9 protein-coding genes are annotated in these 12,443 nt (G+C 43.1%); 7 read left to right on the top strand and 2 right to left on the bottom strand.

Annotation, left to right across the window (positions count from 1 at the left end; translation table 11 throughout):
* Nucleotides 1–8: 8 nt before the first annotated feature.
* The gene (gene uraA, locus IEW05_RS16075; RefSeq protein WP_188540563.1) at nt 9–1,304 is read right to left on the bottom strand and encodes a uracil permease; all 1,296 of its coding nucleotides are present in this window, start codon (nt 1,302–1,304) and stop codon (nt 9–11) included.
* Between the two features lie 219 nt (nt 1,305–1,523).
* Entirely contained in the window at nt 1,524–1,871 is a 348-nt protein-coding gene (locus IEW05_RS16070) for a DUF4870 domain-containing protein (RefSeq protein WP_188540561.1), read from the bottom strand.
* Nucleotides 1,872–2,134: 263 nt separating this feature from the next.
* Between IEW05_RS16070 and IEW05_RS16065 the strand changes: the two genes are divergently transcribed.
* The 7 genes from IEW05_RS16065 (at nt 2,135) to IEW05_RS16035 (ending at nt 12,361) form a co-directional block, all read left to right on the top strand.
* A complete protein-coding gene (locus tag IEW05_RS16065; protein ID WP_188540559.1) occupies nt 2,135–4,312 on the top strand; it encodes a RelA/SpoT family protein in 2,178 nt (725 codons plus the stop codon).
* 45 nt (nt 4,313–4,357) lie between these two features.
* On the top strand, nt 4,358–4,807 hold the full coding sequence (gene dtd, locus IEW05_RS16060; protein WP_188540557.1) for a D-aminoacyl-tRNA deacylase: 450 nt from the start codon (nt 4,358–4,360) through the stop codon (nt 4,805–4,807).
* Between the two features lie 419 nt (nt 4,808–5,226).
* The gene (locus IEW05_RS16055) at nt 5,227–5,664 is read left to right on the top strand and encodes a hypothetical protein (RefSeq protein ID WP_188540554.1); all 438 of its coding nucleotides are present in this window, start codon (nt 5,227–5,229) and stop codon (nt 5,662–5,664) included.
* A gap of 620 nt (nt 5,665–6,284) precedes the next feature.
* Complete coding sequence (gene hisS / locus IEW05_RS16050) at nt 6,285–7,532, top strand: histidine--tRNA ligase (protein ID WP_188540552.1); 1,248 nt, start codon at nt 6,285–6,287, stop codon at nt 7,530–7,532.
* Nucleotides 7,533–8,146: 614 nt separating this feature from the next.
* Nucleotides 8,147–9,928 (top strand): aspartate--tRNA ligase, encoded by a 1,782-nt coding sequence (gene aspS, locus IEW05_RS16045; protein ID WP_188540550.1) that lies wholly within the window; start codon nt 8,147–8,149, stop codon nt 9,926–9,928.
* Nucleotides 9,929–10,147: 219 nt separating this feature from the next.
* Complete coding sequence (locus IEW05_RS16040; RefSeq protein WP_188540548.1) at nt 10,148–10,903, top strand: tRNA threonylcarbamoyladenosine dehydratase; 756 nt, start codon at nt 10,148–10,150, stop codon at nt 10,901–10,903.
* A 174-nt stretch (nt 10,904–11,077) separates the two neighbouring features.
* Nucleotides 11,078–12,361, top strand: a complete 1,284-nt coding sequence (locus IEW05_RS16035) for an MFS transporter (protein WP_188540546.1) — start codon at nt 11,078–11,080, stop codon at nt 12,359–12,361.
* The last annotated feature ends 82 nt before the right edge of the window (nt 12,362–12,443 follow it).

Below are 12,443 nucleotides of genomic sequence, written 5' to 3'. Positions count from 1 at the left end.
CAGTTTGTTTAGTGAGATGCCTCTTCTTTCTCATTAGAAAGACCAAGGACTTGAATCAGTTTGAAGAATAGGCTGAGTAGAATGCCGACAATCGTAGCAAGAGCCATTCCTTTCAATTCTACGTCGCCCATGGTCAGCTTCGTTCCACTTAGGCCGATAACCAATACGATACTGGTAAGTAAAAGGTTTGTCGACTTGGAGTAGTCAACTTTTTGTTCTACCAGGATGCGTAGACCTGAGGCAGCAATGACACCGAATAAAAGTAGGGAAACGCCGCCCATAACTGGCACGGGAATAAACGAAATGATCGCAGAAAATTTACCCGAGAACGAGAGCAGAATAGCGAAGATGGCTGCTCCGCCAATAACAAAGATAGAATATACTCTTGTTAGAGCCATAACACCGATGTTCTCACCATAAGTTGTATTCGGTGTTGAGCCAACGAAACCTGATATCACGGTAGAAATACCATTTCCCATCAACGAACGGTGTAGCCCTGGATCTTTGGATAAATCTTTACCAACAATATTACTCGTTACAAGCAAGTGTCCGATGTGCTCAACGATAACGACGAGAGCTGCTGGAATAATTGTTATAATAACGGATAAATCCCATTGCGGAGTAGTTACATGTGGAGCTGATAACCATTGAGCAGCAGCAATTTTTGATGTTTCAACTTCACCAAGTAGGTAAGCAAGTCCGTAACCTACAATGATACCAATTAGGATATGAATAATTTTCGGGAATCCGCGGAAGAGAACAGCACCTAGTACAGTGACGCCTAACGTAACCATAGAGAGCATGATAGCTGTAGAATTTGGCGTCCAATCCGCAGAACCATCTGAAGATATAAGACCGGCCATACCTGCCGCGACGGGGATGAGCTCCAGACCAATCAAGGCGACAATGGCCCCCATGGCTGCTGGTGGAAATACGACGTCAATCCAAGCGGTACCTACATACTTAATAAGTAAACCGACTAGGATAAAGACGATCCCGGTAACGATAAAGGCACCAAGAGCAAGTGCGTAACCATTTCCGGAGTCGGCGTGTGTCGCAAGAACGACACTAACTGGAGAAATGAAGGCAAAGCTGGATCCGAGGTAAGCAGGGATTTTCCCTTTGCAGACTAGGATGTACAGCAGGGTGCCGACGCCGTTCATGAGCAGAATCATACCTGGGTCAACATGGAAAAGATTTGGTACAAGCACGGTGCTTCCGAACATGGCGAACAAATGCTGAAGACTCAGCAGTAGACCAGGCCCAAATGGTACTTTTTCATTCACTTGAATTTCGCGTTGCAACAGAGTCACTCCTCTAAATTTATCGTTCATAGTATAACTATCCTTAATAGATTAAATATAATGCTGACATTTTTCAACATAAAATTTGGAATGTTGACATCCCATGTAATATATTCTCCATGTGATTCACTTAAAATACAGAAAATTGGCAAAAAAAGACCTGGGATCCCGCCTTAAAGGGATTTCCAGGTCTAATTTAGATGGGCTTCTTGATGAGATTTAGAATTTATTCATTTGTTGTTCTGCGATATCTCCGGCAAATGGCAGTTTGAACGTTTTTCCCTGAAGTGCTAATAACATGAGGACAATCCAGAGAATGAAGGTTAACGGAGTAAGAATGAATCCTACGATCCAGCCAATAACCGGTATAAAGCCAAGAATAATGTTCACAACGACTAGTGAGCCAAATACAATAATGGATTGCATGGCATGGAACTTAATGAATCGATTTTCCTTTTCAATAATAAGGAAAATAATTCCTGTAACGAAGCCAACCAGGTAACAGAGAAGTCCGGCTACTTTGGGGTCTAACCCAGTTGAGGATGGTCCTAAATTAGTATCATTCATACGAATATAACATCCTCCTGAAAATATGTATTGGTTATTCATATAATTATTCGTCAAGTATGGTAAAAATACCTTCTTTAGTCAATCTATTTTTATACGAAAACGCAGTACACTTTTCAAATAATTTCATAGCTGGTGCTGTAAGAGTTGACGGAAGGGGACACAAGAGTCATAATTATAGCAAATCAAAATTGGGGGTCGAATGCCCTCTTTCATTTATATTCAAGTTTATCTTCACATAGAAAGGAAACGAATAGTATTCAATGGGCATAGAGCGATTACTTGAAAAGGCGTCCACGTATATAAAAGAACAGGATCTCCAGCGCATTCGGAGAGCGTACGACTTTGCGGAACAGGCCCATCACGGACAGACTCGCAAATCCGGCGAACAATATATACTGCATCCTCTAGCGGTTGCAGAAATTGTAGTGAATATGCAGATGGACGTTCTGTCAATCATTGCAGCGCTTCTTCACGATGTGGTGGAGGATACGACCGTTTCTTTAAAGGAAATACAGGATCAGTTTGGCAACGATTGTGCATTGCTGGTTGATGGGTTAACCAAGTTGGAGCGGATTAAGTTTCGTTCCAAAGAAGAGCAACAAAATGAAAATTACCGAAAAATGTTCATTGCTATGGCACAGGATATACGGGTCATTGTCATAAAGCTAGCAGACCGTCTGCATAACATGCGGACGCTGAAATATCAATCGGAAGAGAGTCAACGGCGTATTGCTTATGAGACATTAGAAATTTTTTGTCCAATTGCTCACAGGCTCGGTATTTCTGCGATTAAATGGGAAATGGAAGATATTGCACTTCGTTATCTGAATCCGCAGCAGTACTATCGTATTGCTAATTTAATGAACAAGAAGCGGGCAGAACGTGAGGAGTTTATTAAGAGCGTTATTTCCCGTATCGTTGAGAAACTTGAGGAAATGGGCGTAGAAGCAGAGTTGTCTGGACGTCCGAAACATATTTATAGTGTGTATAAAAAAATGACGACGAAGAACAAACAGTTTAATGAAATTTATGATTTGCTCGCAATTCGTATTATTGTAGATAATATTAAAGATTGTTACGCGACGCTTGGGATTATTCATACGCTCTGGAAGCCTATGCCTGGGCGGTTCAAAGATTATATTGCTATGCCGAAGGCAAATATGTATCAATCTCTGCATACAACGGTAGTTGGACCTACGGGCGAGCCTACAGAAGTCCAGATCCGAACACGTGAAATGCATCGTACGGCGGAATTCGGGATTGCGGCGCATTGGGCTTACAAAGAAGGAACCGATGTTAGTACTCCAGATAATAAGATGACATTCTTCCGCGAAATATTGGAGCTACAGCATGAGGCGAAGGATGCATCAGAGTTTGTTGAATCGCTTAAAATGGATTTCTTCTCCGATTTGGTGTTTGTATTTACACCGTCTGGCGAAGTTGTAGAATTGCCTATTGGCTCAGTTCCACTTGATTTCGCTTATCGGATTCATACAGAGGTTGGAAACCGTACGATTGGTGCTAAAGTGAACGGAAGAATCGTACCGCTCGACCATAAGTTAAAAACAGGGGATATTGTAGAAATTCTGACGTCCAAACATTCTTATGGACCAAGTCAGGATTGGATCAAGATTGCCCAGTCTTCTCATGCCCGCAGTAAAATTAAACAATGGTTTAAGAAAGAGAAGCGAGAAGAAAATGTTGAAAAGGGTCGTGAAGCGATTGAGCGCGAGTTGAAACGCGCAGGTATCGAGGTTTCCCCTTGGATGACGGACGACAAGCTTCTAGAGGCTGCCAAAAAGTACTCTTTTAACGATATTGATGATATGTTGTCTGCTATTGGATTCGGCGGGATAACGGCAGCACAGGTTGTTACAAAGCTTACTGAGAAATTACGTAAAGAACAGGATGATTCCGGACATATTGAGCTTACTTCAGAAGTGAAGGAAGTCAAGGCAGCACCAGCACAGGAACGTAGGCGTCCAACGAACGGAGTCGTTGTTAAAGGTATTGATAATTTACTCGTGCGCTTTGCTAGATGCTGTAACCCGGTACCTGGGGATGATATTGTGGGCTATATTACTCGTGGCCGTGGGGTTTCCGTCCACCGAAGTGATTGTCCTAATATTCCTTCAGCAAATGATGGTGAAGAAGCAGCTCGCGTGATTGAGGTAGAGTGGGAAAATGCGGTTGAAGCCAACTATAGCGTGGATATCGAAATTACAGGACATGATCGCCGCAATTTCCTTAATGAAGTATTGCAAGCAGTATCAGAGAGCAAAACCAATATGTCAGCCGTCTCAGGGCGTTCGGATAAAAACAAGATGGCTTTAATTCATATGACGATTCTGATTCGTAACACGGACCATCTTCACTCCGTAGTGGAGAAAATTAAACGAGTGAAGGACGTTTATACGGTACACCGTATTATGCAATAAGGTTATTGAGATGAATGTTTACAGAAATGAAGGAGTAAAAGCTACATGAGAATCGTTGTTCAACGTTGTAAGAGTGCTAAAGTTACGATAAATGGGAGTGTGATCGGTAACATCGATCATGGACTTATGCTGTTAGTAGGAATCACACATGAGGATACCGAAAAGGATGCCATTTACCTTGCTGAAAAAGTATCAGGCCTGCGTATTTTTGAGGACCAGGAAGGTAAACTAAATCACAGCGTAATGGATGTAGGTGGGGCTATTCTGTCTGTATCTCAATTTACGTTGTATGCGGATTGCCGAAAAGGTAAACGTCCTAATTTCATGGCGGCAGCGAAACCAGATGTTGCAGCTCCGCTGTATGATCGGTTTAACGAGTTGCTTAGGGATAAGGGTCTGATCGTTGAAACTGGAGAGTTTGGTGCTGAAATGGATGTTGAACTGATCAATTGGGGTCCGGTAACGATTATACTTGATAGTCCAACACTATCGTAAATTGGATGAAAGTTATGGGATAGGGAGTATCTTTTGTGGACAAGCTTTTTAATAAGCCCACTAGAAAAGATGATCTCATTAATAAAAAGGAGTTCTATCCCATGCGCCAATCTATACAGTCTAGACTATGGCAATGCTCACCTCTTATAACATCCGGAAGCTCGGTTGAGGCGGGGATCATAGCCCGAATAGCTCACAACGAAGAATTTATTCTGATTCATCAAGAAGTTAAACCTTCAAGGGGATTGCTTCCTCGTCATGGGAAATAAAGCATTGTAAATGCAAATGACAAATTTTTTGATATAAAAGAGCCTAAGGGCTCTTTTTTTATGCGAAAGTTCGCTGTTATAAAATCGTGACATTCGGGTAATAACAACCTAGAAAAGTAAAAAGATTTGAATAGATGAGGAGTGATGGATATGTCCCAATACATTCAAGCTTATTTCAAGAATGAAGATGAGGCGGAGGGTGCCAGGAGCAGTCTCTTAACGATGAATGTCGAGCATTTAGAGGTGGGACGTCTCGACGATAATAATGGGATTATTTCCCATAACATTCTTCATCCCATACTTCCTTTATATGGAAGTGTTCAAGCTGGAGAAAATGTAGTTGCTGCTGGGTATTCAGGAACAACTTCTTCCATTGGTGTTATTCCAGTTGTAGCGAGGGATATTGAAGGAGAGGGATCAACTGACGAAGGGATTGCAGCTGATTCCGCCGTAGACAGTAATCTTAGCGGAGATGATGATTACGGAAGTTTGGAATACGTACTTAGTGCTAAAGTAAAGGAGGGCGATTACGAAAATATCGTCCAAAAGTTGCGAAGTCAAGGTGCGTATGTGGATCAAACGGAGTAATGACAGGACTTAAAATAAATAAAGCGCATTCAAGTTTGTAATATAACTGTAATATTAGAATCATGTTCCCTTAACATTGTCTGTATATAATAACAGCATGACCCCCTTTTAATATATTAACTTTTGGACCTGCACCCCGTTGGTGACAGGTTTTTTTCTTGGTTTGGGCTTGACTTTGTTGCAATGGTTACTTAAAATCAGGAAATATACTATTTGTTTCATACTTATTTGATGACGGGACAAAGTACTTCAGCCCCACACCCGCAGAGAGGAATCCCCGACTTTTACAGTCAGGCTGGAAGGATTCTGGTGATGATTGAACGAAAGACTTCTCCGAGAACTGTTGACGAAATTTGCGGGCAGGGTAATCCTCTCTCAAAAAGTAGACATACGGCGTAGGCGGGCGTTAACCGCTTTGAGCGAATACCATAATATTGTTGGGGCAAATTATAACAATCATGTTATGTTGGTCCGGCGTTGGTATTCGGAATGTGGGTGGCACCACGGGTGATTTGGAATCCAATCTCTCGTCCCTGTTGTAAATAACAGGGACGGGATTTTTTTATTTTCAGAGCTATTAAGCATAAGAAAAAACTGATATTGGATGGAGGATGGAGCACATGGCTTTTCAAAAACCGACAGGAACGCAGGATTTGCTACCTGGCGTAGTCGAGAAATGGCAGTATATTGAAGAGAAGGTTCGTGATTTATGCCTACGCTTCAATTATCGGGAAATCCGGACACCGATTTTTGAACAGACTTCTCTGTTCGCTCGTGGTGTTGGTGAAACAACGGATATTGTCGAGAAAGAAATGTATACCTTCTTAGATAAGGGCGAACGAAGTATGACGCTCAGACCTGAAGGTACGGCTGGCGTTGTCCGCTCTTATGTAGAGAACAAACTTTATGGGGAGCCAGATGTAAGTAAGCTTTATTATATCGGACCGATGTTCCGGTATGAGCGGCCGCAGGCTGGACGTCAACGTCAATTTCATCAGTTTGGTGTAGAAGCATTTGGAGCGACAGATCCGGCGATCGATGCCGAGGTCGTAGCCCTCGGATATCAATTTTGTCGTGAGCTAGGCTTACAAGGAGTAAAGGTAGAACTAAACTCCGTAGGCAATCCGGCTAGCCGTGCCGTATATCGTGAGAAGCTGCTTCAATTCTTGACACCGATGAAAGATACTCTATGTAAAGATTGTCAATCTCGGATGGATCGTAATCCATTGCGCGTTCTAGACTGTAAAGTTGATCAGGATAAGTTCGGGGATGCTCCATCTATTCTAGATAGTCTTGATGAAGAATGTACGACACATTTTAATAAGGTACAGGAGCTACTGACAGCGATGGACGTTAACTATGTTATCAACCACCGCCTCGTTCGGGGACTGGACTATTATACGCATACTGCGTTTGAATATAAAGCTGAAGGCATTGGCGCTATCGACACGATTGGTGGCGGTGGACGTTATAACGGTCTTGTTAAGGAAGTGGGGGGTCCAGATCAACCTGGTATTGGATTCGGGATTGGCCTGGAACGGATCGCTATCATTTTAGAGAAACAAGGAATCGAAATTAGCAGCCTCAAACCGCTTGATGTTTACCTTGTTGCTCTTGGAGAAGCTGCAGACAAGGAAGTTACAACTCAGCTGTTCAAGCTTCGCCAAGCTGGATATATCGCCGAGCGTGATTATCTTGGCCGTAAAATGAAGGCGCAAATGAAATCCGCTGACCGCATGCAAGCCCGCTATACCGCCATTCTTGGCGATGACGAACTAGAGCGCGGCGAAATCGCACTCAAGTCTATGGAGAGCGGCGAGCAACGCACCGTCAAATTGTCGGATCTTGTAAGTGAGCTGGGTAAGTAAGTGATTGATTATGGTTGATTGGGCGTCAAGTGTGAAATGTTCTTACGATCGCTGTTGTTTCCAGATTTCTTTTATTATATGAATTTAGCTGTAGTAGAAATCCGGAAACAAAGGCGAACGCTACGCTTCTTCAGAATCATTTCACACTCTAGCCCCTCCCCTTAATCTTCAAGTAGCAGGTACAAGCTCAGAAGTAGCCGCATCTCCGAAGGAGACAGCGGCTCGCAACACGCAGTAATGCTCTGAAGCACGCAGTAGTGCTCAGCGCCTTAGTATGAGGAGCGCCAGCAGTAGAGCGTGTCCCACAGGGACGACAAGCGGCTCATAGCACGTAGCATACCCGGGTGATCCGAAAGCAGCAGAATTCGCCAGCGTGTTTCCAGGTAGCCCGGGTGAAGCAAAAGTGAGACGTACCCGAAGGGGGAAAAGCGTTCCACGAACCAAAATACAGCGCATCCCCGCAAGGGGACAGCGGGCAGGAGCGCCTCTAAGCCTCCCACGTTCCCGAAGCGGGTATCCAAAGGGCAGCAAGCCCTTGGGGCCCTCCCTTACGGTAAGGGAGGGTTTGGGTGGGATGAGAAAAATTAATTAAACTCAAAAAGGAGATATATTATATGAAACGTACACATCATTGCGGTACCATTAGCACCGCAAATATTGGAGAAACAGTAACATTAAACGGCTGGGTTCAGACCCGCCGTGACTTGGGAGGCGTACTCTTTATCGATCTGCGTGACCGCAGCGGTATTGTCCAAGTTGTATTTAACCCAGCTTATTCAGGAGAGGCATTGCAAATCGCCGATAAAGTTCGTAGTGAATATGTCATTGCTGTTAGCGGTAAAGTTGTTAAACGTGATGCTGAAACAGTAAACGCGAACTTGCCTACAGGTGAAGTTGAAGTGCAAATTACTGAGATCGAAGTGTTGAACGCTGCTAAAACTCCACCTTTCTTTATTGAAGACGGTGTTGAAGTAGACGAGTCCCTCCGACTTAAATATCGTTACCTTGATCTTCGTCGTCCAGAAATGCAGAAGACACTATGGTTGCGCTCCAAAGCAGCAAAGGTATTCCGTGATTTCCTAGATGAAGAAGGATTCATCGAAGTAGAAACACCTATCTTGACTAAGAGTTCCCCTGAAGGCGCTCGTGATTATCTTGTACCTAGCCGTGTTCACCCTGGTGAATTCTTTGCACTTCCACAATCGCCACAATTGTATAAACAATTGCTTATGGTGAGTGGTGTAGAACGTTATTACCAAATCGCTCGTTGTTTCCGTGATGAAGATCTTCGTGCTGACCGTCAGCCAGAATTCACACAAGTGGACATTGAGACGTCGTTCCTGACACAGGACGAGCTTCTGGGTATGATGGAACAACTGATGGTACGTCTCTTCAGAGAAACCAAGGGAATCGAACTGGAGACGCCATTCCAACGTCTAAGCTATGCTGATGCTATCGGCAAATATGGCTCTGATAAGCCGGATCTGCGTTTTGGGCTTGAATTGATTGAAGTGAATGACATTGTGGCAACAAGTGGTGTTAAAGTATTTGCTTCCGTCATCGAAAAAGGCGGAGAAGTTAAAGTGCTTAACGCTAAAGGCTGTGGCACTTGGAGCCGTAAAGAAATTGACGATCTCGCTCCGTTTGCTGCTCGTTATGGAGCTAAAGGTCTCGCTTGGATTCAAGTAAAAGAGGGAGAATTCCGTGGTCCGATCGTTAAGTTCTTCACAGAGCAAGAAATTGAAGCTCTTAAAGAACGTACTGGCGCTGAAGAAGGCGACTTGTTGCTCTTCTCCGCTGACACGAAAAAAGTAGTAGCTGACGTCCTTGGTAACCTTCGTCTTAAAATTGGTCGTCAACTTGGTTTGATTGACGATAACGTATTTAAGTTCGCTTGGGTTGTTAACTTCCCATTGCTTGGTTGGGATGAAGAACAGAAACGTTATGTGGCGGAACACCATCCGTTCACACGCCCACGTGAAGAAGATCTAGCCTTATTTGACACAGATCCAGGACAAATTCTTGCTCAAGCCTATGATATTGTTCTTAATGGCTATGAAGTCGGTGGCGGTTCGATGCGTATTTACAAACGTGAAGTTCAGGAGAAAATGTTCGAGGCTATCGGTTTGTCTCAGGAAGAAGCTCAAGATAAATTTGGCTACTTAATGGACGCTTTTGAATACGGAACTCCTCCACACGGCGGAATTGCTTTTGGATTTGACCGTCTTGTCATGTTGTTATCCGGTCGTACCAATCTACGTGAGACCATTGCGTTCCCTAAGACAGCAAGTGCTACGGATCTGTTGATGAACGCTCCGTCCGAGGTAGATGCTTCACAATTGGAACAGTTGCATATCAAATTAGCGCTTAAGAAATTGGCGGAAGAGAAGAAGTAATATTGTTATTTCTAGAGCATAACCAATGGAAATATTGAATTGAAGGTGGCAGGTCAAGAGGGATACTCTTGACCTGCCATTTGTTTGGTGCCTGAGAATGGTAATTCAAGGAATACGCATAGAAATTATACATGTTGATTCATATACCTCTTTTGCCCTATCATATAGGTTAGTACGATTTCTAAAGATTGTGGTCATATATCTGGGAGGTAAATACACATGCTTCATCAATTTTCACGGACTGAGCTCGCAATTGGGGCAGAAGGTCTCGAAGTCATGAAGAATAGCACCGTCGCAGTACTCGGTATTGGTGGTGTTGGATCCATAGCCGTTGAGGCTTTAGCAAGAACGGGCGTTGGACGCATTATCCTTATCGATAAGGATGTTGTCGATATTACGAACATTAATCGACAAATCCATGCGTTAACGACGACGGTTGGTCAGAAAAAGGCAGACCTGATGTGTGAACGAGTGAAGTTGATCAATCCGGAATGTGAGACCATCGCGCTTAACATGTTCTATACAGATGAAACTTACGAAGAGTTGTTCAAATACGATCTTGATTATGTACTGGATGCATCGGATACGATTATATATAAAATCCACTTAATCAAGGAATGCCGTAAACGGGGAATACCTGTACTCTCTAGCATGGGGGCAGCCAACAAAATGGATCCTACGAAATTTCAGGTGGCTGACATTTCGAAGACTCATATGGACCCTATGGCGCGAATTATTCGAACCAAGCTGCGTGAAGATGGTATTAAGAAAGGGGTTAAAGTGGTCTTCTCTACAGAGAAGCCAATGAAACCGCGTGCGGATGTTACGGAGAAGATCGTACCGGCTAATGCCCCTGCGATCCGTAAGGCTAAGCAACCACCAGCCAGTAACTCATTTGTACCACCTGTTGTCGGCTTAATCATGGTTAGTGTAACCGTTAGAGAATTGCTTGAGATAAATGGAATCGTGTTATAAATTAAAAGCGCTGGCTTCAGGGTGATCCCTTGATCCAGCGTTTTTTTTATGCAGAAAGAAGGCTTTGCATCAACGTGAAAAAAATTTTATTGAAGGGGTTGAATGTTGCTTAAACAATGATAAAATAATTTTAACGTTAAAATTATTTTATCATGATGAAAGCTGGTGACTACCATGGAAACGGAATTGATTAAACCTAAGGGTAAGGGTCAGGCGGGATTTAGAAGTCTTCTTCACAATAGGTCATATGTAATATTCCTATTATGTGATGCTATTTCTCGTTTTGGAGATTCTGTCGATGCTATTGCATACAGTTGGATGGTATATGAACTGACAGGATCTAAGGTTTTGATGGGGACATTATTTGCCGTGAATTTTATACCCGCAGTCATATTTGGTCTTCCGGCGGGAGTACTAGCAGATCGTTGGAACAAGAAAAAGGTTTTGTTCACAGTGTATATGTTACGGGGATTGGTTGTTGCCTTGACTGCCTTTTTATATGCGATGGGCCTCCTTGAAACTTGGCATCTATTTGTATTTACATTCTTGAATTCAACACTTGAATGTTTCTCACGTCCGGTTGAAATGAGTATCATCCCTTCTTTGTTGGAGAAAGAATCATTGTTAAGCGGCAACTCATTTCTCTCTTCTGTTACTAGAACCTCTGAGTTAGCTGGTTATGCTGTTGTTGGGGTGATCATCTCAACCATAGGCCTGTCAGGAGCTATTCTGCTGGATTCATTAACATTTATTATCTCAGCCATCTTAATCGGTTTTATTGTACTTAACAATGTAACAAAGAAGGAGTCAGAATCAGCGCCAGAAAGAAAGGGGAAGCTGCATGAATATATGCAGGAAATTAGTTCTTCTTTTAAATTTGTACGTCATCACAGGCTCATTCTGACGACGGTTATTTTAGCGGCTTTTGTTAATTTTTGTTTGACTCCATTAAATGTATTGCAAACCGTATATGTAAAAGACACATTGTCTACTGGGGCTGAAGGAATGAGTGTACTGAGTATTTCACTTGTATTGGGCATGATTCTAGGTGGAATTTGGCTTGGTAACAAAGGAAGCGGGTTTAAGAAAAGTACTTTACTCATCTGTGGTTTATTAATTTTAGGGGCATGTTATTCTCTTCTAAGTTTGCCACCACATTTGCCCGAGGTGGTTAAACTTGGAGCAGCCGGTGTGTTGTTTTTTGGTATGGGATTTGGGACTACTTGTGCGTCCACTCCACTTAGTACATTTATTATGGAGGTTACACCAATGGAGATGATGGGCAAGGTGGGGGCCTTGGTGGGCTTACTTTGTACGATTACGATGCCTGTGGGGAGTGCATTGTCTGGTGTAGGAGCTGAATGGATTAGTGTTCCGGTATTTTTCACCATCATGGGTGGTTTGCTTGTAATTGCCGCAGTCAGTAGGCTGTGGGATAAGGGGTTTCGTGAGGTATAGTTCAATGGCTTTGTATAATCTCCCAAGAAATCTTATAATAGATGAAAAGAGGGGTCTCTAGATAGGAAGAGGTCTGATTGGG

It is taken from the genome of Paenibacillus segetis (assembly GCF_014639155.1).
GTDB lineage: Bacteria > Bacillota > Bacilli > Paenibacillales > Paenibacillaceae > Fontibacillus > Fontibacillus segetis.
Note: the sequence above shows the minus strand (reverse complement) of the source record. Positions and strands in the feature narration are given on the sequence as shown.

Excerpts from the sequence above, each read along its gene's own strand:
- hisS (WP_188540552.1), top strand. The coding sequence starts at position 6,285 with ATGGCTTTTCAAAAACCGACAGGAACGCAGGATTTGCTACCTGGCGTA.
- IEW05_RS16065 (WP_188540559.1), top strand. The coding sequence starts at position 2,135 with ATGGGCATAGAGCGATTACTTGAAAAGGCGTCCACGTATATAAAAGAA.
- IEW05_RS16055 (WP_188540554.1), top strand. The coding sequence starts at position 5,227 with ATGTCCCAATACATTCAAGCTTATTTCAAGAATGAAGATGAGGCGGAG.
- IEW05_RS16040 (WP_188540548.1), top strand. The coding sequence starts at position 10,148 with ATGCTTCATCAATTTTCACGGACTGAGCTCGCAATTGGGGCAGAAGGT.
- dtd (WP_188540557.1), top strand. The coding sequence starts at position 4,358 with ATGAGAATCGTTGTTCAACGTTGTAAGAGTGCTAAAGTTACGATAAAT.
- IEW05_RS16070 (WP_188540561.1), bottom strand. The coding sequence starts at position 1,871 with ATGAATGATACTAATTTAGGACCATCCTCAACTGGGTTAGACCCCAAA.
- aspS (WP_188540550.1), top strand. The coding sequence starts at position 8,147 with ATGAAACGTACACATCATTGCGGTACCATTAGCACCGCAAATATTGGA.
- IEW05_RS16035 (WP_188540546.1), top strand. The coding sequence starts at position 11,078 with ATGGAAACGGAATTGATTAAACCTAAGGGTAAGGGTCAGGCGGGATTT.